Raw genomic sequence first — 25,072 nt, 5'->3', positions numbered from 1 at the left:
TTGGCATGTCAGAATTGATTAAGGTTTGTTTGATAGGTACAGGCAGAGCGGGAATGATTCATGGGAAAAATTTTGCTCGTAGAATCGAGAATGCAAAATTGATCGCTTTATGTGACCCATCTGAAGAAAGTTTAGCAGCAGCGCAAAAGGAAGTAGATTGTCCTTATATTTACAAAGATTATCGTGAAGTGATGGCTAATCCTGAGATTGACGCCGTTGTGGTCGTGACGCCGACAGTCTATCATAAGGAAATCGCACTAGCTGCTGCTGCCGCCAAAAAGCACATTTTTTGTGAAAAGCCAATGGCGATGGATGAGGCTGAATGTCTAGAAATGATCCAAGCAGCAGCAGAAAATCAGGTTAAATTGCAGATTGGCTTCATGCGGCGCTTTGACGCGAGCTTTCAAGAGGCGAAAAAGGTCGTGGATTCTGGTGCGATTGGTGAGGTTGTCTTGGTAAAATCACTGACCCATGGCCCTAGTGAACCTAAACCATGGATGTTTGATATTCATAAAAGCAATGGACCAATCGGTGAGGTCAACAGTCATGATCTAGATACTCTACGCTGGTTAACAGGTAGCGAAGTAAAAAGTATTTATGCCAATGGCGGAAATTATCGTTCGCCGGAAGTGCGAGCTGAGTATCCGGATTACTACGATACCGTAGCCATGAATTTAAAATTTGCGGATGGCAAGCTGGGACTGATCGATGGTGCACAATATGTCCAATATGGCTATGACGCGCGGACGGAGATTCTTGGGACTAAAGGCAGCATTTTAGTTGGTGATCAAGGAAAGCACAATATCGTGGTGGCAACGAGTGATCATCAGTTGACCCGACCAACGATGCACAGCTGGATGTATCTATTTAGAGAAGCATATGTAGCTGAGGATCAGGCTTTTATAGATTGTATTTTGAAAGATACAGAGCCTCAGTGTACGGGAAAAGACGGCTTAATGTCGGTTCGCTTAGTCAATGCAGGCTTGACTTCGTTGCTGGAAAATAGAATTGTTGAGGTGGAAGCATAAATGAAAGCAATCCAATTATTAGGAAAAGAACAGATTCAATTAAATGAGTTACCTAAACCGGAGATCTCGGAAAAAGAAGTTCTAATAAAGGTCAAAGCCGCGTCTATCTGCGGGACGGACGTGCGAATGTATAAAAACGGCTACCCGACTGCAAGTGAAGAGACCCCGTTAACACTAGGACACGAGATTTCAGGTGATATTGTAGAAGTAGGAGCAGCAGTTGATTTCTATCAAGTCGGCATGCGAGTAGCGATTGCTCCCAATATGGGGTGCGGTATCTGTGATCAATGCGTTAGCGGCAATACGCATTTATGTGCGAACTATGAAGCGTTCGGCATCAATCTACCTGGCGGCTTCGCTGAATATTTGGTCATTCCGGAAAAAGCGGTGCGCCAAGGAAATATCTCACTGATTCCAGATGAACTGTCTTATGAAGAAGCAGCCTTGATCGAACCTTTCAGCTGTGTCTTCAACGGACAAGAAATTGCGGGAAACAAGCCTGGAGATAATGTCTTGATTATTGGGTCAGGTCCAATCGGAATCATGCATGCGATGTTGGCTCGAGCACGTGGAGCTGGAAAAGTTATGATGAATGATTTGTCTGAAGCCCGGCTAGCTGATGCGAAAAAGATGCTTCCAGATCTAATCACACTGACTTCCGAAAATTTACAGGACAAAATTTTTGCTGAGACGAACAATCAAGGGGTTGATCTATGTATTATCGCAGCACCAGCTCCGCAGGCTCAAGAAGCCAGCTTCAATTATATGGCGATAAATGGGCGTTGTCTTTTCTTCGGCGGATTACCGAAGGAAAAAGAAGAGGTGCGTTTGAATACCAACATCCTTCATTACAAACAATTACGTGTATTCGGCTGTACACGGGCAAGTCTAATGGGGTATCGAACATCGGCACAGCTAGTTGCCAGCGGTAGGATTCCATTGCAGGACTTGATCACGAAGCGTTATACGATCGATCAATTTGATGAAGCGTTAGAAAATGCCCAGCATGCAATTGGCTTAAAAAATGTGATTGTGTTCAAATAGTCATTTTAGTTTCATTGCTTCCATTTTCAGTTTCTTTTATAATGAAACAAAACGCAAAAAGGTGATAAAAAATGGACGAGCAATTGTACGCAGAAGAAAGAAAGCAATCAATCGTAAATATCGTAAATGAAAAAAATCGGATGCAGGTTGCTGAGTTAGCAGATTTATTCAACGTAACGGGTTCAACGATTCGCAACGATTTGCGAGAGCTGGAGAATGAAGGCTTAGTAACTCGAACACATGGCGGGGTAATCAAGCGTGATTTTCAACGCAGTGTTGAGATCATTCCCAAAAGCCGCGAATTCACTAATGAAAAATACCGAATCGCAGAACGAGCGGTGCGCTTGATTGAAGAAAATGATATTTTAGCGATTGATACAGGGACTTCTTGCAGAGCTTTTGCTGAAAAATTGATCAACAGTTCCTTGAAGCGTTTGACGATCTTGACCTATGATTTGGAGATTGGCTTGCTGCTAAGTGAAAAAACCAATTATCAAGTACAAGTCATTGGCGGCGCGATTCGCAATGGTTATCCATATGTATCAGGCAGCTCTGTGGCACTTGGTTTGGCTGGCTTTTCAGTCGATAAAGTCATCTTAGGGACGACCTCCTTTGATAAAAGCTATGGGTATTCGACACCAAATTACGAAACAGCAGAGATGAAAAAGAGTTTGATGAATATTGGACGGATAAAAATCGTATTGTGCGAGTCCAGCAAGATCAATCAACGCAGCTTTAAGCAGTTTGCTAAGCCTGATGAATGTGATTACTTAATTACAGATGCACAGATTACCAGTGATCAGCAGAGTGATATCAATGCGTTGAATATCAATTTATTAATGGTATAGAAGAAAGCCTGTTTACTCCCATATCGGAAGTTAAACAGGCTTTTTACTATGCAAACAGGGAACCAATAAAATAAAGAACAGGGTAAATCACCATGATTGCAGACATTGCTTTTAAGACGATTGGAAAAGTTGTCTTTTTATCTTGCAGTGTGCGGTATTTTTTCAAGCTCTGCCAATTTTTAGGAAAAAGGAAGAGTAGAAATAGGACTGTCCAAGGTGCTAAGCCAGTGATAACCAAGATAGCCAACCAGATAAAGCTGAATACGTAGATGGTTAATAAGAGCTTCACAGCGGCTGGCTTGCCTAAATAATATACCAGCGTTTTCCGGTGATTTTCGATGTCTTCCTCCAAATCACATGTGTTGTTGGCCAATAAATTATTAAACATCATCAATACCAGCGGCAAACTGATCAAGAAAACCTTGCCAATCATCGCAAGCGTGATGACCTGCGTTTGGTAAACCGCTAAATAATAGCTCACCACAGTAATAAAGAAGCCACTTGCCGTACCAGTTAGTGCCTCAGCGATTGGCAGGCTGTTTAAAGGCCGTCGACCATAGGAATAAAACAACCCAATATAGAAACCAATCACACCTAAAACTCCAATTACCCAATTTGTTCGCCAAACTAATATTAATCCTAATATGAAAGAAATAATCAGATTAAATAGATAAAAGTTTCGCACAAAACGCAGATCCAAATGATCGCGTCCAATAATATTGGTGTGCTGTTTGTAGTTTTCATCAGAAGCATTTCGATAATCCATGTAGTGATTAAAAACATTGACGGTAATGTGGAACATGACGATGATCAAAACGAATAGAAAAAATTCTGGATTGAGTGAGCTGTTAAGCTGAAATTTCGCAATAGCATATCCCAGTAAGATAATAAAAAGATTTAATGGAGCAGTATAAATTTCCGACAGCTCCCAAAATTGCTTAAAGGTCAGTTGTTTCAAAATGATTCTCCTTTTTAATGTATTAGTCAAAAATCAGTTTTCGATCAAGTAGAGGATAAAAACTAGATCAACCATTTTCAAAAATAGCGAGCTTTGAGAATTTTGTCCAATAGTTTGTTTAAGCCAAGGGAAAGGTTTTCAATAGAAGTCGTTGTTTTTTTTATTAATGTTCGTGTTTTAATCTATTTATATATTATTGTTTACTTATTATCTGCTTTATTATATGATTATCCTCGTTGTTTGGAAAAACAAGCTATTATTTTACGAACATTTTTAGAATATAGGAGGAGTATCATGAAAGGAAAATTAAATTCCTATTTTGAACTTGAAAAATTGAACACCACAGTAAAAAGAGAAATTTTGGCGGGTTTTACCACCTTTATTTCGATGGCATATATTCTCTTTGTTAACCCAAGCGTATTGGGCGCGTCAGGAATGGACGAAGGCGCAGTCTTTACTGCTACAGCCTTGGCAAGTGCATTAGGGTGTATCCTGATGGGGGTTCTAGCTCGCTATCCGATCGCAACGGCTCCCGCGTTAGGAATCAACGCTTTCTTCGCTTATTCTGTCTGCATTGGAATGGGGATTCGTTGGGAAACAGCGTTAGCTGGCGTTTTCGTGGCATCCTTGATTTTTATCTTAATCACTATTTTTAAATTACGGGAAATGATCATTGATGCGATTCCAGCAGACTTGAAATATGCGATTTCTGGTGGGATTGGTTTATTCATCGCCTTTTTAGGATTGAGCGAAGGCGGCATCATCGTGGCGAATAAGTCCACCTTGGTTGGGCTAGGCTCAATGAGTGTCGGCACCACTTGGTTAACGATCTTTGGTTTGATCGTGACTGCAATTCTGATGGTACGTCGCGTGCCGGGAGGAATCTTTATCGGTATGGTGGCAACAACATTATTAGGATTAGTCACAGGATTGATTCAAGCACCAACACAGATTATTTCGGCAGCACCTAGTTTGAAGCCAACCTTCCTAGTTGCTTTAAAGCATGTAAAAGATATCAACACGCTTCAGCTTTGGGTGGTTGTATTGACCTTCTTATTAGTAACCTTCTTTGATACGGCCGGCACCTTAGTTGGGTTAGCTAATCAGGCGGGCTTTATGAAGGACAATAAAATGCCGCGAGTCGGCAAGGCCTTGGCATCAGATTCCACGGCGATGTTAGCTGGATCACTGCTAGGAACCTCACCAGTAGGAGCCTATGTAGAATCCTCAGCAGGGATTGCAGTTGGTGGACGTTCTGGATTAACCGCGATTACAACAGGGGCTTTCTTTATTTTTGGATTGTTTTTCTCACCACTGCTGTCAGTTGTGACCTCACAGGTTACCGCACCAGCGTTAATTATTGTAGGAGTATTAATGGCTCAATCGTTACGTGAAATTAAATGGGATCAATTAGAGATCGCGATTCCCTCATTTTTGATTCTGATTGGTATGCCGCTGACCTATAGTATTTCTGACGGAATTGCCTTAGGCTTCATTTTTTATCCAATCACGATGATTGCCGCGAAACGTGGGAAAGAAGTTTCTCCGATCATGTATGGACTATTTTTTGTCTTTATCGGCTTCATGTGGATACTAAATGTAAAATAAAATTTAACTGAGTTGTCATTTTTATTTCTATTTCTCCATAAAGTGGAAATTTTATTTTTAATCATATTGTCTTGTTAAAGGACTTAAATGCTATTTTTTTAAGAGTATTAGTCTTACTTTAAGTAATATTGGATATTAAATAGGTAGCGATAGCGTTCTTTTGGTTATGACTTTCATCATTAAAACGGTAAGCATATATTTTTATTATTTACAAATTAAAAATTGACCTAAAATTAACAGTATAATATAATCTATCTATATAAATGTTTTTCTATTTTAAGGCATTAAATGATATTTCGGGTTAATTTTCGGATTTTATTAAGGTATGCCTTCAGTGATGCTGGATAGGGCTATTAATATGGAAAAGGTGTTCGCTGGGAAAGAGCAATTTTAAAGGAGATGAAGGTATGCAATTATTACTTCTAACAAAGGTTCCGCTATATGAGGAAAACTTTGAGCGACAATTGAAACAGTTAGGCAACGAGGTATATTGTTCCAGCAATATGTTAACAATGTTAAAAAGAAATTCGTTTGACAAAGCTTTTCTTACTCAATTTGAGGGAATCATTTTTAGCGAGACCATCTATGATATAGAGGCTTATGAGGTAATCAAGCAACTGCCGCAGGGAAACATCAAGCTTTTTCGTCGAGCAGCAGATAGTAATTTTGACAAAGAAGGCTCTTCTCCTTTTGATGCGTGGATTCCAATGAATTCTGATTTGGAACGCGTGCGGGAAATTTTATTGCTTGCTGAATTATCAAGCTTGGCAAGTAAAGATGCCGCACATGTCCAACAAGTGTCAGTCAAACAAAAATTGTCTGACCTAAATTTGAAGTTGAAACAAAAAGAGATTGTCTACTATTTAATTCAGGCGGGAGACCGAACCGTCCCTCGTGAAGAAATCAGTCGACAAATTTGGGAGAAAGATCCAACGAAGTCTGTTTTAGCAAGTCTTTCGAAGGTTGTTTCAAAGGTTAATGAGAAAATAGGAAATGAATTTGGCGAGGAAGCGATTCAAACTGTTTGGGGTCAAGGATATCGTCTGAACAAAAAGTTTTTCGATTATTTAGAAGATGATTTTGTGCAAGAGCCAACAACGATCGTTCGCTAAATTGGTCTCTGTAAATAAGTATTAGCTTTTTTCCTAACAATCAATACGTTTTTTGTAGCTATTTATCAAATAAGAATGAAAGTGCTTTTCGTTTCGAATGTGTGAAACGGAAAGGCACTTTTTTTATTTATGTGTATTCGTAAGTGTTATGCAGCGCATTGCCAATAGTGCTTTATATTAATACATTGAAAAATCGTCAAAATATTATAAAAAATTCAGACAGAATAAAGGAGAATGACTTTTTTAGAATTTACTTATAATGAAAAAAAGGAAATCCTAACTGATGAACCAATCAAAGAATCATTACTATTAAGGAATCAGTGGATCAAAGAGTATGTAAATGCCATGATTAAGGGCTTTTTTCTTTAGCGAGTCATGATTATTTATTTCTTATATTAGAATACGTTTCCCAGTTTAGAATCGATGTAAGATGATTAGGAAGTGTATTATTGGGTAAAATAACTAAAAAAGGATCAAGCTGCTCAAAGGGTTAATTGATAAATATTTATATTTAATGAATAAAAATTTGTTTATGTTATATTTTTAAATTGAGGGGGATTATTATTTTTTTCAAGAAATATATGAAAAATCAATCGACTAACTCTATCCCTCGGAATAGAAAATTCAGTTTTTGATTTGTCATAAATACAAATGTAGTTAGAACATCATAGGAATTAACGGGAGCATTATTTTAAAGGAATGATTATCATGTAGCTATTTATATTGGTTTTCCAGAAATTATTATGATGAATTTGAAATATTTTTGCTAAATGTGTAATTGGTTAAAAATTTCGATGAGCAAAAATGATTTTAAAAAAAAGGTTTCGCAAAAAGTTAATATACTGTTGATTTATTATAAAAATATTTTATAATTTTTTAAAAAATAGATGTATAATAAAACATAAAAATTATTTATTTAAAATAAAAAATAATTATTATACTTTTTGAATTAGAATTACCTTGAAGACTTTTACAAGTTATATAACTAAGAGGATTGCTGATGGCTTTTTGCAGATATGTTCGAGTTTTCGTAATGTTAGCAAATTCAAAATGATAACAATTAAGTGGCCAAACTACATTCGAGAGTAAATATAGGATATATCTGTTTATTTCTATATGAAGGTATCAGATGGAGAATAAGGAGAGATTTTAGGGGAAATAGCGCAAAAATCAATAGTTAGTAAATAGAAGATAAGCTTCTGATGGTTTTGTTACGAGAGAAGGTTCACTCAGAAAAAGCAAGACGGTTTTACATAATAAGTCAAAAAACATACATATAGAAGCAGCTATCTTTTGATCTTAATCACAAAGAAGAGAGATGAGACCAGCATGGGAAATTTTGATGTTTTTAGTGTAACTGATAATAGCAAAGAACAATTGTTGGATAAGGTTGACGATTTGGAGATACATAACAAGGAACTCCTGGAGCAAATCGAAAAACTGGAAGGGATACGCGGTGCACTGGAGGAAAAAGTTTCAGCATACCGCTGTCGACTGAAAGAAGTGACAAAGAAGCTAGAGGATCATCCTATCTTTTTATCTAGAGATATCGTTGTCTATCATAATAAGGACAATCTAGAAAGGCGTCGCTTTGTCCTTCATAGAAAATCAAAGCGTCAGCAGGCAAGCGCATGTGGTGATTCTTCTAGAAAAACGATGGAGATCAATGATTTACAGGAGAAATATGAACGTCTTTTAGAACAATATATGTTTGAGTGTGATCGGAGTGAACAATTGTTTGATTATCTGTTTCATCAGGAAAACGATGCTACTTTGGAATTATTTGTTAAAGCGGATGCTGCAGACACATTGTTAGCTGCTGCGACAACCAGTCGTAAGATTATTCAACAGGCAGAGGAACAGGCAAAATATATTGAGTCGAGTCTAATGGAACGTTTGAATAGTGTATTGAAGCAAAAGAACAATATACCGCAAGAGATTATTGATGATGTAAAAGAGAGTCTTCGTTGTTTAGAAAACTAAATGAACTTTCGACAGTGGAGTTAACGGGTGTAAAAGTGGAAATGAGTAAAGATGGGAGTGTAGGACGATGAAAAAAGTAATTATTCTTACTAGAAATATTATCATCGAGCAAGAGTTTCAAAATGAACTGCAACGATTAGACTATGAAGTTTTTGTCTTAAAAGAATTTTTTGATGTGGATAAACCTAATTATTTTGAAGATATTTTATCACTATTTGATATTGTCATCTTTAGTGAAACATTGACAAATCAGGAATTTAATGAAATATTGCCCATTGTTTTGGAAAAGGATTTGCACTATTTACGGCGTACGGATGAACCCGTACCTAATATTGATGAAAGCCATTGTTTATCGATTGATTGTACGCTAACGGAACTAAGAGAGTTCTTGCTGTTAAGCGATAAGCGTGGAGGGCATCAAGAGTCGATTTCTAAAGGGCTCGTCAGACAATCTGAAATGAAGAAACAAGACTTAGTTCTTTTCTATAGTTCATTGAATAATATTGAAAAGAAAATTATCAGTGCACTGGCAGAGGGCAGCGGAAAGATCATTTCCAGAGATGAGCTGTGTAATAAGGTTTGGAACAACGAAGTCAGCAAATCGCGTTTGGTCCAAATGTCTACGGCAGTAGGAAATATTCGTAAGAAAATCGCTCACGCCCACATCGATAATGTTCGGATTATTACGTATTGGGGAAATGGCTATCGTCTCCATGATGTTCCGAATGGCTTGATGAATGAGCATATTAAGGAATACAGTATGTAGTTAAAAGTTAAAAGTCTCAGCTTTCTCCTATCACAGGAAGAGGGCTAGGGCTTTTTTTGTTGGAAAAAATTCCATATTTTTTTAGGTTGCCCATGATTGAATGAAAAAAATCTAGAAAAAAGTCCTCCAAATCCTATATATACTTCTCCTTGTAAGAAAAGAGGTGCCTAAAATGATTTATCAATATTCTTTGAAATATTTTTCCTGAATCATTCATTGCTAATTAATTAATGAAAAGAGAAAGAAGCGTTTCTATGAATCAGAAAAAATTATCATTATTTGGCTTTTTTGCATTGACGGCTTCGATGGTCTTAACGGTGTACGAATATCCGACCTTTGCTACTTCGAAGCTGCACCTGGTTTTCTTTTTATTGCTAGGTGGCATTTTATGGTTTTTGCCGGTGGCGTTATGTGCAGCAGAGATGTCCACGGTGGAAGGTTGGCAAAACGGTGGGATCTTCAGTTGGGTCAGCCAAACGTTAGGTGAGCGATTTGGCTTTGCTGCGATCTTCTTTCAGTGGTTTCAAATTACTGTTGGCTTCGTGACCATGATTTATTTCATTTTAGGTGCGCTGTCCTATGTATTGAATTTCCAAGCACTGAATACAGACCCTTTATTGAAATATATCGGTTTACTAGTCATTTTCTGGGGGCTGACCTTCTCGCAATTAGGCGGCACACAACGAACGGCAAAAATTGCGAAAGCAGGATTTGTGGCCGGTATCCTTATTCCGTCCGTCATTTTATTTGGGTTGGCAGCGGCTTACTTCATTGGAGGAAATCCTATCGAAATTGCTATTAGTAAAAAAGCATTCATCCCAGATTTTTCACAGTTATCAACTTTAGTCGTTTTTGTCTCCTTTATTTTGGCTTATATGGGTGTTGAGGCATCCGCTTCCCATATCAATGAATTGGAAAATCCCAAGAGAAATTACCCGTTAGCGATGATCTTATTGGTTATCCTGGCCATTGCCTTAGATGCGATCGGTGGCTTCTCTGTAGCTGCAGTGATTCCCCAAAAAGAATTATCTTTAAGCGCTGGAGTTATCCAAACATTTCAATCATTGATTTTGCATTTTAACAGTCATTTAGGCTGGCTGGTTAAAGTCATTGCTTTGATGATCGCTTTTGGTGTGATGGGTGAAGTAAGTTCATGGGTAGTTGGTCCTTCTCGCGGGATGTTTGCGGCAGCACAGCGTGGGCTATTGCCTAACTTTTTACGTAAGACCAACACGCATGGGGTTCCTGTGCCATTAATTATGATCCAAGGCGTGATCGTCACAATCTGGGGTGCAGTATTGACCTTTGGCGGCGGTGGAAATAATTTATCCTTCCTCGTTGCGATTTCGTTAACGGTAGTGATTTACTTGGTCGGCTATCTTTTATTCTTTATCGGTTATTTTGTTTTGGTATATAAAAAGCAAGAGTTGAAACGAACCTATAACGTCCCTGGAAAAACAATTGGAAAGACAATCATTGCTGGTGTCGGACTACTATTATCAGTTTTTGCTTTGTTGATTTCCTTTGTTCCTCCAGCTTCCATTGCTAAGAACGAAGATCGAACTTACCAAGTGATTTTATTGATTAGTTTTGTGATCACGGTAGTTTTACCATTTATTATTTATGAATTGCACGACAAGCATGGACACACAACGATCGAGGAGCCTGTTCACATGAAAGCAGGAGATGTGAATGGAGCGATCTATCCAGCAGCTCGTGGAGAACATCAAATTGTTCAAAAAGAAGAACACACATTGAAACATTAAATAAAGACATTTTTAGGAGGATTTACTCATGTTATATGGAAAAGAAAATCGTGATGAAGCAGAATATTTGGAACCAATTTTTGGTTCAGAAAGCGAACAAGTTGATCTGCCAAAATATAAATTGAATCAAGCATCAATCGAACCACGAATCGCTTATCAATTAGTTCAAGATGAAATGCTGGATGAAGGAAATGCTCGTTTAAATTTAGCCACATTTTGTCAAACCTATATGGAACCAGAAGCAGTGAAGCTAATGAGTCAAACGTTAGAAAAAAATGCGATTGATAAATCAGAATATCCTCGCACAACAGAAATCGAAAATCGCTGCGTGAATATGATCGCTGATCTTTGGAATGCCAGTGAGAACGAAAAATTTATGGGAACGTCAACCATTGGTTCTTCGGAAGCGTGTATGCTAGGTGGCATGGCAATGAAATTTGCTTGGCGTAAACGTGCGGAAAAGCTAGGATTGGATCTCAATGCGAAAAAACCGAACTTAGTTATTTCATCTGGTTACCAAGTTTGCTGGGAAAAATTCTGTGTCTATTGGGATATTGAAATGCGGGAAGTGCCATTAGACCAAGAACATATGTCGATCAATTTAGATAAGGTAATGGACTATGTTGATGAGTATACTATTGGAATTGTCGGTATCATGGGAATTACTTATACTGGGCGTTATGATGATATTAAAGGACTAAATGACTTAGTCGAAGAATACAATAAACAAACAGATTATAAGGTGTATATTCATGTAGACGCTGCTTCAGGTGGTTTTTACGCACCTTTCACTGAACCTGATTTAGTGTGGGATTTCCGCTTGAAGAATGTCATCTCAATCAATTCATCTGGTCATAAGTATGGATTGGTTTACCCAGGTGTCGGCTGGGTTCTATGGCGTGATCAACAATATTTGCCAAAAGAATTAATCTTCAAAGTAAGCTATTTAGGTGGGGAGCTGCCAACGATGGCGATTAATTTTTCTCATAGTGCCGCACAATTAATTGGTCAATATTATAATTTTGTACGATACGGTTTTGATGGCTACAAGGCTATTCATGAACGTACCCATAAAGTAGCACTGTATTTAGCCAAAGCAATTGAAGAAACCGGATTGTTTGAAATCGTCAATGATGGGTCTCAACTACCAATTGTTTGCTATAAATTAAAAGAAGATCCAACACGTGAATGGACCTTGTATGATTTGGCAGACCGTCTGTTAATGAAAGGCTGGCAAGTGCCCGCGTATCCATTACCTCAAAATCTGGAAAAAGAAATCATTCAACGTCTGGTCATTCGAGCTGATTTTGGTATGAACATGGCGTGTGATTATGTTCAAGACATGCAAGAAGCAATTGACGCTTTGAATCAAGCGCATGTGGTTTATCATAAAAAAGCAGAAATCAAAACATATGGATTTACTCATTAAAAAGAAGCCTGAAGGAAAATTATTCTTTCAGGCTTCTTTCGTATGGACGAGCGAGTTGGTTGATCTCAATACAGGTTTGATCGATTGTTTTAGGTGAAACAGGAAAAATTAATGTATTCTCACTGCCTAAGTCCGCCTGGTAAAGTGCGGTGTCACAAACGATGACTCGTCTTGAGCAAAAGAAAGTATCGTCCACTACTTCATTCAAGGTATTATAGATCATCGTGCTAATAAGAAAATGATCATCCAGCAAGGCTTCCAGCTGTTTACGATAATATAAAAAATTGAAATCAGAAGAAGCGACGATATACAATTCGATTTTTTCATCAAAGGTGTTTCTGCGCAGCAGATCGAGGGTTAACGTCATTTTGCGAATGAGATTGTCGTTCCAATGAATAGTTGTTTGGCAAGTAGCAGACCATGTTTCTAAGATTTTTTGTACTTTTTGGTAAATAACCAGCTGTTCTTTATCTAACAGATAAATCAGATCCGGCTGGAAAAGCTGCATGTCTCCCCAGGTAGAACGAATAAAAGGGAGAAAGGCCTTTTTCAAAAGCAATTCATTGTCAGGTGAGATCGTTAGAGAGGAACGTAATTCTTGCAGCAGATTTTCGATTTCAGGATAGCGCTTGATATGATTTTGATACACCACGTCAAAATCTTTTTGCAGCAATTCCAAATTGTTGCAAAGATAATTTCTTGCATTGAAAAGTGAATAAATAAAAAATAGTTCCTCTTCATTAGCGCAAATTGTTGATTTTAAGGTTTTCAAGCCTTCACGTAATAATCCAAATAAAGGTGTTTGCTGTGCGCAGATTTTGTCTTCATCTGAAAAAGTAATGGTCGCTTGTCGGGCACGGTGATTGCTGAGCTGAATGCCTAAAATGATGATTTCTCGCTCGCTTTCCGGGTAATCACGTGCGAAAAAGTGTTCCTCGACATAATCAATCAATTCTTCAGCAGCTGAAGCAATCATTTTATTGAATGGGATGGCGGAACGTTCACCAGTGTATCTTGCGATAGCCAAAAGCAAGTAGCGTAGATCTTTTTCAGGCAGTTTCAGCTGCTGCTTTGAACACGAATAGCCAAGCTCATCAGCAAAATCAAAAATATCTGCTCGAAGCTGATAAATTTTACTAGTCGATAGAAATTCTTTTTCCGCGATCTCAGACCAGTGGGTGTTTCCAATCAAAAAGTCGTTTAGAACACGCAAAAAATCGGAGCGTCGGTAAATCCGTTGCGTTAATTCTAATAATGAATAAGCGGGATCAAAAAATAGTTTGCAGGTATTTCTGGTCCGCTCAAATGAAATAATCTCCTGTGTGAAAGATTCTTTTAGAGCCTCGAGATCGTTAGTAATCGTAGGTGTACAGACGTTTAAACGTTCGGCCATCGCTTGTAAAGTGATTTCTTTCTTTTGGTACAGCTGTTGGCAGAGATAAACCTGACGAAAAATATTTTTTTCAATATACCTTTCTAGCATAAAGTACCTCCTTAGTAACGACACACATATGATTGATATTGTATACCAATTTCGTTGCTTTGAATATTTCTAGGCTAGAGAACTCGTCATTTTTTTAGACTGAAAAATAAAATAATGAAGACGGACGCCTAAAAGGGATCACAATGCTGATTTTAAAATAAATTTAAGTATTTTTATTTAAGAATAATTTTAGTTATTAAAAAACTTTAGAATAGAGCTGAACTTAGTAACTGACGGGTTAATTAAACTATTGGATAACAGTGAAAACCTTTTTTTAGTGAATTAGAATGAACTGCTAGAATAATGAGACAAAATTTTTTTGAAATAAATTTTTGTCGATTATGAGAGTTTGAGGGGAGAAATATTTCACAAGCCCGTCTGTATTAGTTCTCTGTTTTTCAGTCAACAAACGGTTGCAAATTGTATATTACTGAGCAAATTCTCGTATCAAGTAGAAACTGTCATTATCAATTACGTCATCTGTTATAGTGAAAAGTGTAACAGGTCATGGTGTTTGATAAGATAATTATCATTATTTTAAAAGGTTTTGTAGAGATAAGAAGTCAAAAAAGCCCTTTCTTAAAACTGATTCCTTTGTTATAATCATTTTAAATTAATTTGAAACTATTTAACAAGGGAGTGCTATTATGGAAACTACAACAATCAAAAAAACTGTAGAACAAACAGAAAATCCTTGGGAAGGGTTTAACGAGGGCCGCTGGCAGCATGAGGTCAATACGCTAGACTTTATTAAACGAAATTACACAGAGTACAAAGGTGATGACAGCTTTTTAGAAGGCGCAGCTCCGAGTACCGAAAAATTATGGGACAAATTACAAGAGCTTTTTGAAGTTCAGCACAAACAAAACGGCGTTTATGATATGGACAACGACGTGCCTGCGACCATCACTTCCCATGAGCCTGGTTATTTGATCAAGGAAGAAGAAAAGATTGTTGGTTTACAAACCGATGTACCGTTGAAGCAAGCATTTATGCCATTTGGCGGAATCAACATGGCCAACAAAGCCTTAGAATCAAACGGCTATGAAGTAGACGATGAAATGTCTTTCATCTTCAACAAATGGCGCAAGACACACAACCAAGGTGTTTTCGATGCTTATACAGATGAAATGCGCTTAGCTCGCAAAAATAAAATCATCACAGGTCTTCCAGATGCTTATGGTCGTGGCCGCATTATCGGTGACTACCGTCGTGTCGCATTATACGGTATTGATTTCTTGATGAAAGAAAAGAAAAAAGACTGGAAAAACGTCGGCAGTAAAGTAATGACCAATGACGTGATCCAATTACGTGAAGAAGTTTCTGAACAATTCCGCGCATTAGCTGATATGAAGGAAATGGCTGCAAGCTATGGCTATGATATTTCTAAGCCTGCTAATAATGCTCAAGAAGCAATCCAATGGTTATACTTCGGCTACCTTGCAGCAATCAAATCACAAAATGGTGCCGCAATGTCAATCGGTCGTATTTCAGCGTTCTTAGATATCTATATCCAACGTGATTTAGATCGTGGCTTGATCACTGAATTTGAAGCGCAAGAAATGATCGATCATTTGATCATGAAATTACGTATGGTGAAATTTGCTCGTACGCCTGAGTACAACCAATTATTCTCTGGCTACCCAATCTGGGCGACATTGTCATTAGCAGGGATGAACATGGACGGTTCTTCATTAGTAACGAAAAATGATTTCCGTATCCTTCATACCTTAACAAATATGGGACCTTCACCAGAACCAAACTTGACAGTATTGTACTCATCGCATTTACCAGAAGGCTTCCGTACTTATGCAGCAAAAGTAGCGAAAGAAAGCTCTTCGATCCAATTGGAAAATGACGATCTATTACGTCAATACTGGGGATCTGACGATGCAGCGATTGCTTGCTGTGTATCCGCGACAGTTATCGGAAAAGACATGCAATTCTTCGGCGCTCGTGCCAACTTGGCTAAAGCAGTGCTTTATGCAATCAACGGCGGCGTTGATGAAATGACGAAGATGCAGGTTGGTCCGCGTTTCCGTCCATTAGAAGGCGACAGCATTGATTTTGATCAATTCATGGAAAGCTACAAAGATGTTTTGGATTGGTTAGCAGAATTATATGTGAATACTTTAAATGTGATTCATTACATGCATGATAAATATGCCTATGAAGCACCACAATTAGCGTTGATGGATACAGATTTGAAACGTACGTTTGCGACCGGTATTGCAGGCATTTCTCACGCAACGGATTCATTGATGGCGATCAAACACGGAAACGTAAAAGTGATCCGTGATGAGGATGGCTTGGCAATTGACTATATTCCGCAAAACGAATTCCCAACATACGGAAATGATAACGACGAAGCAGACGAAATGGCGAACTGGATTCTTGAATACTTCATGACGCAAATCAAACGTCAGCACACGTATCGTGATTCAACACCAACCTTGTCATTGTTGACGATTACTTCAAATGTCGTTTATGGTAAAAATACTGGGAATACACCAGATGGCCGTCGTGCAGGTAAACCATTGGCACCAGGAGCAAACCCAAGCTATCAAGATGGTAAGTTCTTAGGTGAGAAAAACGGTCTGTTGGCTTCATTGAACTCAACTGCGAAATTGAACTACTCTTGTGCGCAAGACGGTATTTCAGATACACAAACCATCAATCCAGGCGCATTAGGCCGGACAGATGACGAAGCAATGCAGATAGACAATCTACGTCAAGTATTAGATGGCTACTTCGATAAGGGAGGCTACCACTTGAACGTGAATGTCTTTGGTCGTGAATTGCTAGAGGAAATGGACAAAGATATTGATAATCCTAAATATGCGAACTTTACGATTCGTGTATCTGGTTATGCCGTGAAATTCCGTGACTTAACACCAGAACAACGTCGCGACGTAATCTCACGTACAGACCACACAAAAATGTAAAAATAAAATATTTTTTAGCAAAATAGAATTTTTGAAAGGTTCTGAGGCTCATTATGCAGCCTCAGAACCTCTTTTTTACCAAAAATGTTAAAAATTATTAATAATTGTGATTTTTAAATAAAATATTAGTTGATTGTTCTATACTATTGATAATTATTAAGCAAGTGGGTGATAGTGATTGAAGGAGTATGAAAGTCAATGGGTGGTGCGAATTGTTGGTATCGTTGCGGGGGCAATGGTCTTTTTCATGCTTATTTATGCTTACTTTGGTTCACATTTTTATTTTGGGTCGGTCGTGGCGAATGTACCTGTGGGCGGGTTGTCCGTTCAGGCGGCTGAAGAAAAAATTCAGCAAGAAACAAAGCAGGTGGAAATTAAGCTGAAGGGGGAGTATCAAACAATCAAACTTCAAGTCGCTTCGCCGTATAAGATTCAAAAGGATTATTTGAAGAAGAATATTCGCCGAGGAGAATTCAGTCTGCCCATAAAAAAAGGCGCAAAAGATCGATTAGCTGAGGCAATTAACCGCGCCTCCTTTCTCGGGGGAAAAGAAGCGCAAAATGCCAAAATCATTTATACCAATCAAAAATTCGAGATCAAGTCAGAAAAAAGCGGCACAGTGGTAGATTCTACGCGACTGCGCAAGGAACTCTGTGAAGCCTTTGAAGAAGGAACACTACAAACAGAATATGAGTTAGCCAATTATTATCGAGAACCTGAGATTACAACGCAGGATTTGAATCGGCAAAAAATCACCCAGAATTTGGAAATGGTCAGGAAGCGTAAGATAAAACTAAAGCTGAACAAACAAACGATTCCCCTGACTGAACAGCTGTTGGCCGCTTCAGTAGATGATCAGGGAAATTTTGACCAAGAGCTGATAACAGCGTGGGTAGCAGATTTGGAACGGGAATATTCAACGATTTACCAATCGGTGGATTTTACAAATGTCCACGGGCAACATCTGCGTTTTAAAAATGTGGGGAATTACGGCTGGTTTATTGATATTAAACAATCGGCGAAGAGAATCGCTGAAAAACTAAAGGAACCCGATACTAAAGTTATTCAACTGGTACTCAAGGGCGATACAAAAAAACAACCCCTACATGTTACAAAAAACTACATAGAAGTTGATTTAGATAATCAAAAAATGTACTGCTTTGACAATGGCAAGCTAGTAGTCGAAACGGATGTGATTACAGGCCGCTACAATAAAGGAACGGCAACTGTTCCCGGTTTTCATACGGTGATGGACAAACGGCGAAACGTTGATTTGAGCGGTGTCTTAACAAATGGGGATGGCACCTATAATGTGCCTGTTGATTATTGGATGCCGTTACTAAGCTATGGTCAGACGATTACTGAGATAGGTCTTCATGATACAGATCATAAGCTGCAGTATTTCGGTCAGCCCGGCGCCTTTAAAACGGATTTGGGAAGCTATGGGTGTGTCAATACACCGAAATCTGAAGTGGCGAAAATTTATGAGTATAGTTACATCGGAATGCCTGTTTTTATTTATGGCCTTGCTTATGATGACGCGCCAGGTGAATGGGACAAACCAGTAGAGTATGGAACAGAAATCTAAAACAGAGGTTGTACCAGAAGTTATTTGTGGAACACCGTTTATTCAGAAACAGGAGCCATGACAAATCTTTGGTCACGGCTCCTGTTTTTTGTTTTTTGCAAGTTGTAAAAATGATTTCCTACAAATAAAGCAGTTCAAGCTTTAAAAGATAATATTGTCCTTGATCAGCTCGATATTTTTGATAAATATTTTATGGTCATGCATTTTGATCGCACCACAGGTTTTTAGTTGATGCATGATCCGGCTGACGCTGCTGGCAGCATTGATACCGCAAAAATGGGCAATTTCTTCGTTGGTCACTACGAAGTCGATCAAGACCCCATCTTGGTATTCTATGCCAAATTTGTCGTAAAGGTCATAGATTTGGCTGCATACAGCCCCAAATTTGCCATTCATTAACATTTGCTGAGTTCTCTTCATGGATTTCATCAGCCGTTCTCGGTAATAGTTTTTGACATAGATTTGGAGTTCACGATTTTGATTGATATCTTTCCAAAATTCAACGCGGTCAATCTGGTAGAGTTCGGCCTTTTCGGATTCTATCCGAATATTGAAGGGAGCGTCGATGAATTGAGAGTACTCGTCCTTTAACAATGACACTACTTCGAGTTCATTGATGTATTCCAAATTGAATTCGCGACCATCTCTGGAAACGACACTCGTCTTGATGACGCCGCTTTTCAAAATGTACACATGATGGTCCTGAATTCCTTCATAGAGCAGATACTTTTTGTATTCTTTACTAACGATCGGGAATTTTTTTTGTTCTAAGTAGTTTGTTAAAGCTGTATTATCCAATTTTACTTTATTCCTTCCATGAATTGTTGAAATTTTCATTGACATTTTATCACAAGTAGACGTTTTGTTTGATTAAAAGGCTAGTTAAAAAAGATAGTAACAAATGTTAATGTCCTTTTTTGTTAAAAAAAATTTACGTCTTTTTTTAATATGAAAGCTGATTTCCCGCTGTTTTTTCTATCCGTATAATCAATCAAGTAAGTCGAACAACCCAAAGCGTGATCAGAAAATTTGAAAGAAAGAGAAGTGTTTATTATGAAAAAATGGACAAGCGCAATGATTGAACGATTGGAATCAGCCTATCAGGTACGATTTGAAAAAGAAGCGGTATTGGTCTTTTTAAATGATGCGTATCAAAATGCGTTGATGTTGAGGAGAGATTATTCGTTTGAAAATGACGAAAGTCTGGCCGCCTTTTTATCAGCTTTTGACTATACGCGGGATTTATTTATTAGTCAGGCGGTGGATCGTTATCCATCAAATTACAATAAGGTCGCAGAAAAAATCTCAACCTTAAAGAAGTTAAATGAGCGTATCGCATATTAATGAGAGTAGGTAATGAAAATTAAGGAAGAAAAGTTATTCAATAAAGGATTTATCACCATCACGATTATCAATTTTGTAGTCTTTTTAGTCTATTACTGTTTTGTTGTGATAACGGCAAAATATGCAACACAAAGCTTAGGGTCAACCACCGCTCAAGCGGGCTTCGCTGTCGGTATTTATATTATCGGTACACTACTGGCACGGTTGTACATTGGCAAGAAATTGGAATTATTCGGGCGACGAGCGGTTTTACGCTATGGGGCATTGTTTTATTTAATCACGACTGCTGCATATTTGATCAGCACCAATATTTTTATTTTAGATGGCGTACGGTTTTTAAATGGCTTTGGTTACGGAGCGGTTTCTACTGCGGCTAATGCGATCGTTACTGCTTATATTCCAGAGGCTAAATATGGGGAAGGAATCAACTATTATGGATTGAGTACCAGCTTAGCAGCAGCGATCGGACCATTTATCGGGTTACTGCTGCTACCGATGGTTGGTTTTAAGGCTATCATTCTTCTTGCGGTGATTCTCGCCTTTGTTACGATGCTGGCCTGCTTCAAATTTGAAGTAAGTAATATCGAATTATCAGAGGAGCATCGTGCTCGAATCAACACCTTTAGCTTAGAAAGTTTTGTTGAACTGAAGGTTTTATTTATTGCGGGAATCGCCTTTTTGATTGGGATCGCCTATTCCAGTGTCCTAGGCTTTTTGTCTATTTATGCCGATCAATTGCACTTAGTTACGGCAGGCGCCTTTTTCTTTGTGGTTTATGCCTTGGTGGTTACTCTCACAAGACCGATGTCTGGAAAAATTTTTGACAAGCATGGAGAAAATTCTGTGATGTATCCAAGCTTTATTTGTTTGACGATTGGCTTGGTTCTTTTAGCCTTCACAGGCAATGCTGTTGTCTTGTTAATTGCCGGAGCGTTTGTAGGTTTAGGCTACGGTACTTTTATGGCAAATGGTCAGGCGGTGACCTTGAAGCTGGTTGAAAAGGCTCGAATCGGTGTCGCATTATCGACGTACTTCATTGGTCTTGACTTAGGCTTAGGAGTAGGACCTTATTTATTAGGAGCCATTAAAGGAATCCTAGGGACTTATCAGCATATCTACATCTTCTGTGCGATCATTCCATTGGTTGTAGCGATTTTATACATGATCTTTTATCATCCAAAGAAATCTGTGGATGCGTAAGCAATAGAAACAAAAAAAGGCTGTGCCAGCTCGTTTTGGCACAGTCTTTTTTTGTTAAATTTTATTCAGTTTTTCATGGATGACTTCGGTTAAATCATAATTCTGGTTTAGTTTGGCATAATAATCGGCTTGCTTTAATAGTTCGATTTTATCGCTGCTGTTTTCTTGAATGATCGCTTTTTCGAAAAATAGCTCTTCTAATCCAGTAGTCACGTTTACCTCTAATAAGGTTTGAATACCTTCGTCGCAAAGTGCATTAGCTTTTTTTTGGTTGCCGCGATCGGCGTAGAAGCAAGCTGCCTGGTAATAGGATGGACCTAATTTTAATTTTGTATTCATTTTTTCCTCCATTTGCTCAGCACGTTCAAAATAGATACGTGCGCGTTTTTTTTCTTCGTTTACTTGATAACAGGTGGCTAATCCTTTAAGTACTAGCAGTTCATACCTTTTTTCATCACGAAAAAAGGTATAGGCGCGTTGAAAGTAATGGACAGCTTTTTTTGTGTCGCGCTTGCCAAATAAATTTGCGTAAGTGCGAAAATACAATAGATGACCAACGATTCGTGCATTTTGATATGAAATTTTCTTGCCATAGGTATTCAATAAAAACAAAACACTAGAGAACTCTTGACGTAGATGCAGACAACGAACAATATCCAACAAAGAAGTTTCCGTTAAAAGAACTGTATCTGGGAAAGCATGATGGTATGGAACATCCAGTTTCATACAAAGATCGAGAATGACTTCTAAAATGCCTATGTTTTTGTCTTCGATCAACTCTAAGTCAGCCGGAGAACAAATCGTTTTGAAGTCTTCTCGCGCTATACCCACCTTCTCGCGCTTTTGTCTGATGATATCTCCATTCACGTTCATGATTGACCTCCTACGAATAACGCTTTCATATTAATTCTAAAGCCTTTATTAGAAAACTGCAATAATAATATTCAAAAAAACCCTTTTTTTTAATTTATTTTCCTATAAATTGAATTGAATGTTTATTTTATCTTTGTTATATCAGTTATTTAGGTCGAAAAATCATTTTCTTAAATAATCGAATAATTATAATAAGAGCGGCTGGAATCAGAGGGGATTGAAAACAAAAGAACGCTTGCGTTTCAAGGCAAATATGATAAACTGTTAAAATACTATGAAAAGGAAGAGTGATTGTGATGAGAAAAATGAATGTTGCAATTGTCGGCGCGACTGGCGCAGTAGGAACACAAATGATTAAACTATTAGAAAATAGCACCTTGCCCATTGGCACTGTGAAATTTTTGGCTTCGAAGCGCTCCGCTGGGAAGCAACTTTCATTTAAAGGCGAAACTCAAACAATCGAGGAGCTAGTTCCAGATTCATTTGAAGGAATCGATCTGGCCTTATTTTCAGCAGGCGGAGGAATATCGGCCAAATTTGCACCAGAAGCGGTCAAACGCGGAGCGGTTGTAGTAGATAATACGAGTCATTTCCGAATGGACCCTGAAGTACCATTAGTTGTGCCTGAAGTAAATCCTGAAGCTCTGCGGGCTCATAAGGGGATCATTGCTAATCCCAATTGTTCAACGATTCAAATGATGGTGGCGTTAGAGCCGATCCGACAGGCTTATGGGTTAAAACGTGTGCTAGTTTCAACCTATCAGGCGGTATCTGGTGCTGGAAATCAAGCAATGGAAGAGTTGAAGCAGCAAACTCGCGACTTTTTAGCTGAAAAGCCTCTAGATGAGTGGAAAGCAGATATTTTGCCTTGCGGAGGAGATAAAAAACATTACCCGCTGGCCTTTAATGCTTTGCCGCAAATCGATGTATTTACCGATGATGGATACACCAACGAAGAGTGGAAAATGATCAACGAAACGAAAAAGATCATGGAGGACGATTCGATTAAGGTTTCAGCAACCTGTGTACGCATTCCTGTTATGAGCGGACACTCTGAATCCGTTTATATTGAGACGGAGAAAACGGCGACAGTGGCTGAAATCCAAGAAGTCATTGCTAAAGCGCCGGGTGCCGTATTAGAGGATGATCCAAGTCAGCAGATCTATCCGCAGGCCTTGAATTGTGTTGGCAAAAAGGAAACGTTTGTCGGACGTATCCGCAAAGATCCAGATGAGGAAAAGGGTGTCCATCTGTGGGTAGTTTCAGATAATCTATTAAAGGGCGCGGCTTGGAATTCCTTGCAAATTGCGGAAACAATGTATGAAATGGGACTTTTAAAGTAAGTGAATAGTCAAATTTTCAGACCTGTGACGTTTGGTGTCGCAGGTTTTTTTTGACATCAAAGGAAGGATTAAATTTTATGGGTCGATTGAAGACAGGACAGCTTAACGTGCCCCACGATGAATATCCTCACTTGCGATACCTGGAGTAGTATCACAAGTGAGGATATGTTTGGCTGAAAGTTTGTTTTTAGGTGAAGTTAATACAATCAGCGTGTTGGTAGATTTATTTAGAAAACGAAACGGCTTTTATTTATTCGCCAAACGTTCTTTTAAATTTATTTTCTCACCTCGCTTTCGTAGATCATAAAATTCACCGATAGCTGTGAAAAATAAATCATTTGAAGAGTTAACTGCTGTTTCAACAGAATCTTGCACGACACCAATAATGAAACCAACACCAACGACTTGCATGGCAATGTCATTAGAAATTCCAAACAGGCTGCAGGCTAATGGAATTAATAATAATGAACCTCCAGCAATTCCTGAAGCGCCACAAGCAGACAATGCGGATAATACACATAAAATTAACGTTAAACTAAAAGGCACATCGATTCCTAAGGTATGAACAGCCGTTAGGGTCATGATAGAGATAGTAATTGCCGCACCTCCCATGTTGATGGTTGCACCTAATGGTAAAGAAATAGAATATGATTCTTTTGTTAACCCTATACGTTTTGCCAGCATCATATTGATTGGAATATTTGCCGCAGAACTTCGAGTGAAAAATGCTGGAATAGCACTTTCCTTTAAACAAAACCAAACGAGAGGATACGGATTTTGTCTAATTAGTACAAACGCTACTAAAGGGTAAACAACTAAATCAACAATCAGCATTGTCCCTACCAGCAAGAGCAGAAGACGCCCATATTGCATTAATCCAGCAAGTCCAGTTGAAGAAACCGACTCAAAGACTAGACCGGCAATACCCAACGGTGCCATAGCGATAATTAGCTGAACGACCCCCGTAATGGCTAGAGAAAATTCATCAATAACTTCCTTAACAGAGTTTTTTCGTGTACGTAAGGCAAAACCAATTAGAGCCGACCAAAATAGAACGCCTAAATAATTTCCCTCAATCATTGCCTGCAATGGATTTTGAACAATGTTATTTAGAATAGTGGTCAATACATCGATTAACGCTTTTGGTGCTTCTTGAGAACCGGAAACTTCTTGCAAGGAAATAGTTAGCGGAAAAAGATAACTAGCTAATACTGCAATTGTTGCGGCTAATAAGGTAGTAAATAAATACAAAGAAATAATTGGCTTAATGTAGGTTTGAGTCGTTGATTGATGCTTTGATATAGAGGCCATGATTAATACAAATACTAATAATGGCGCTACCGCTTTTAAAGCCCCAACAAATAGACTCCCAAATATTGCAATGAAGCTCCATTGAGGAAGAAATATTCCTAATAAGCCTCCAAGAATAATACCTATCACAATTCGCTTGATTAACGAAAGCTGCTTGAAAAAATCTAACAAAACAAGAAACCCCTTTTCATTTTTTAATTATTTTGGCACTATATGGCAATTAAAGTTTAATTGAAATAAAGGGAACCTGCAACCGTTTCTTTAGAACCATTTTTAGCAAATAACAGGCTTGCTAGATTGGTTGGTAACTCTGAGAATCATTTGTACGGTTGAGCATCTCAAGTCATCGATTTCTTACAGTTGAACGAAGAATTGCGTGACAGTTTCATCTAATTCGTCTCTCATTCATTCAGCTTAACTCTCCCTATTTTTAGAAAAACATG

General features: G+C 38.3%; 20 protein-coding genes. 15 read left to right on the top strand and 5 right to left on the bottom strand.

The genetic code is table 11. The features are described 5' to 3' along the window. Positions 1-5 precede the first annotated feature (5 nt). The 3 genes from IGI52_RS10675 to IGI52_RS10665 all read left to right on the top strand — a co-directional run bounded on the left by IGI52_RS10675 (position 6) and on the right by IGI52_RS10665 (position 2,920). Positions 6-1,028 carry a Gfo/Idh/MocA family oxidoreductase gene (locus tag IGI52_RS10675; protein WP_016179782.1) on the top strand — a complete coding sequence of 341 codons (1,023 nt, stop codon included), beginning with the start codon at positions 6-8 and terminating at the stop codon, positions 1,026-1,028. Further along, entirely contained in the window at positions 1,029-2,072 is a 1,044-nt protein-coding gene (locus IGI52_RS10670; RefSeq protein ID WP_127979630.1) for an alcohol dehydrogenase catalytic domain-containing protein, read from the top strand. Positions 2,073-2,143: 71 nt separating this feature from the next. Further along, a complete protein-coding gene (locus tag IGI52_RS10665) occupies positions 2,144-2,920 on the top strand; it encodes a DeoR/GlpR family DNA-binding transcription regulator (protein ID WP_016179784.1) in 777 nt (258 codons plus the stop codon). 46 nt (positions 2,921-2,966) lie between these two features. On the opposite strand, the gene IGI52_RS10660 is transcribed toward IGI52_RS10665, so the two are convergent. Beyond that, the gene (locus IGI52_RS10660; protein ID WP_176675178.1) at positions 2,967-3,878 is read right to left on the bottom strand and encodes a prenyltransferase; all 912 of its coding nucleotides are present in this window, start codon (positions 3,876-3,878) and stop codon (positions 2,967-2,969) included. Positions 3,879-4,172: 294 nt separating this feature from the next. Here IGI52_RS10660 and IGI52_RS10655 point away from each other — a divergent pair, with 294 nt between their 5' ends. The 7 genes from IGI52_RS10655 (at position 4,173) to IGI52_RS10625 (ending at position 12,542) form a co-directional block, all read left to right on the top strand. Continuing rightward, positions 4,173-5,486: an NCS2 family permease gene (locus IGI52_RS10655; protein WP_016179786.1), complete on the top strand. Its 1,314-nt coding sequence runs from the start codon at positions 4,173-4,175 to the stop codon at positions 5,484-5,486. A gap of 407 nt (positions 5,487-5,893) precedes the next feature. Continuing rightward, a complete protein-coding gene (locus tag IGI52_RS10650; protein WP_438781242.1) occupies positions 5,894-6,598 on the top strand; it encodes a helix-turn-helix domain-containing protein in 705 nt (234 codons plus the stop codon). Positions 6,599-6,832: 234 nt separating this feature from the next. Then, positions 6,833-6,967, top strand: coding sequence for a hypothetical protein (locus IGI52_RS10645; protein WP_256145349.1), 135 nt, complete (start codon positions 6,833-6,835; stop codon positions 6,965-6,967). A 960-nt stretch (positions 6,968-7,927) separates the two neighbouring features. After that, a complete protein-coding gene (locus IGI52_RS10640; protein ID WP_438781241.1) occupies positions 7,928-8,581 on the top strand; it encodes a hypothetical protein in 654 nt (217 codons plus the stop codon). A 67-nt stretch (positions 8,582-8,648) separates the two neighbouring features. Then, positions 8,649-9,347 (top strand): helix-turn-helix domain-containing protein, encoded by a 699-nt coding sequence (locus tag IGI52_RS10635; RefSeq protein ID WP_016179790.1) that lies wholly within the window; start codon positions 8,649-8,651, stop codon positions 9,345-9,347. 254 nt (positions 9,348-9,601) lie between these two features. Then, positions 9,602-11,113: a glutamate:gamma-aminobutyrate antiporter gene (gene gadC / locus IGI52_RS10630; RefSeq protein ID WP_438781240.1), complete on the top strand. Its 1,512-nt coding sequence runs from the start codon at positions 9,602-9,604 to the stop codon at positions 11,111-11,113. Between the two features lie 28 nt (positions 11,114-11,141). Beyond that, the gene (locus tag IGI52_RS10625) at positions 11,142-12,542 is read left to right on the top strand and encodes a glutamate decarboxylase (RefSeq protein ID WP_123864245.1); all 1,401 of its coding nucleotides are present in this window, start codon (positions 11,142-11,144) and stop codon (positions 12,540-12,542) included. Positions 12,543-12,561: 19 nt separating this feature from the next. Here IGI52_RS10625 and IGI52_RS10620 read toward each other — a convergent pair whose 3' ends face one another. Beyond that, entirely contained in the window at positions 12,562-14,025 is a 1,464-nt protein-coding gene (locus tag IGI52_RS10620; RefSeq protein ID WP_176675180.1) for a helix-turn-helix domain-containing protein, read from the bottom strand. A gap of 647 nt (positions 14,026-14,672) precedes the next feature. Here IGI52_RS10620 and pflB point away from each other — a divergent pair. Both pflB and IGI52_RS10610 read left to right on the top strand, forming a co-directional pair. Continuing rightward, entirely contained in the window at positions 14,673-16,970 is a 2,298-nt protein-coding gene (pflB, locus tag IGI52_RS10615; protein WP_048718635.1) for a formate C-acetyltransferase, read from the top strand. A gap of 178 nt (positions 16,971-17,148) precedes the next feature. Beyond that, entirely contained in the window at positions 17,149-18,558 is a 1,410-nt protein-coding gene (locus IGI52_RS10610; RefSeq protein WP_438781239.1) for a L,D-transpeptidase family protein, read from the top strand. Between the two features lie 141 nt (positions 18,559-18,699). Here the strand turns inward: IGI52_RS10610 and IGI52_RS10605 are convergent, their stop codons facing one another. After that, positions 18,700-19,395, bottom strand: coding sequence for a Crp/Fnr family transcriptional regulator (locus IGI52_RS10605; RefSeq protein WP_375356492.1), 696 nt, complete (start codon positions 19,393-19,395; stop codon positions 18,700-18,702). A gap of 216 nt (positions 19,396-19,611) precedes the next feature. Here IGI52_RS10605 and IGI52_RS10600 point away from each other — a divergent pair, with 216 nt between their 5' ends. After that, positions 19,612-19,902, top strand: a complete 291-nt coding sequence (locus tag IGI52_RS10600; protein ID WP_034875605.1) for a hypothetical protein — start codon at positions 19,612-19,614, stop codon at positions 19,900-19,902. Positions 19,903-19,914: 12 nt separating this feature from the next. Further along, positions 19,915-21,102, top strand: a complete 1,188-nt coding sequence (locus IGI52_RS10595; protein ID WP_438781238.1) for an MFS transporter — start codon at positions 19,915-19,917, stop codon at positions 21,100-21,102. Positions 21,103-21,156: 54 nt separating this feature from the next. Here IGI52_RS10595 and IGI52_RS10590 read toward each other — a convergent pair whose 3' ends face one another. Then, on the bottom strand, positions 21,157-21,975 hold the full coding sequence (locus tag IGI52_RS10590; protein ID WP_438781237.1) for a hypothetical protein: 819 nt from the start codon (positions 21,973-21,975) through the stop codon (positions 21,157-21,159). Between the two features lie 296 nt (positions 21,976-22,271). On the opposite strand from IGI52_RS10590, the gene IGI52_RS10585 reads away from it, so the two are divergent. Further along, positions 22,272-23,318, top strand: coding sequence for an aspartate-semialdehyde dehydrogenase (locus IGI52_RS10585; protein ID WP_438782245.1), 1,047 nt, complete (start codon positions 22,272-22,274; stop codon positions 23,316-23,318). A 246-nt stretch (positions 23,319-23,564) separates the two neighbouring features. Here the strand turns inward: IGI52_RS10585 and sstT are convergent, their stop codons facing one another. Continuing rightward, a complete protein-coding gene (gene sstT / locus IGI52_RS10580; RefSeq protein WP_016179803.1) occupies positions 23,565-24,800 on the bottom strand; it encodes a serine/threonine transporter SstT in 1,236 nt (411 codons plus the stop codon). Positions 24,801-25,072 lie beyond the last annotated feature (272 nt).

The organism is Enterococcus sp. DIV0187, from assembly GCF_051713785.1.
Classification (GTDB): domain Bacteria; phylum Bacillota; class Bacilli; order Lactobacillales; family Enterococcaceae; genus Enterococcus_A; species Enterococcus_A avium.
The sequence above is the reverse complement of the archived record's forward strand: the minus strand, read 5'-3'. Positions and strand labels throughout refer to the sequence as shown.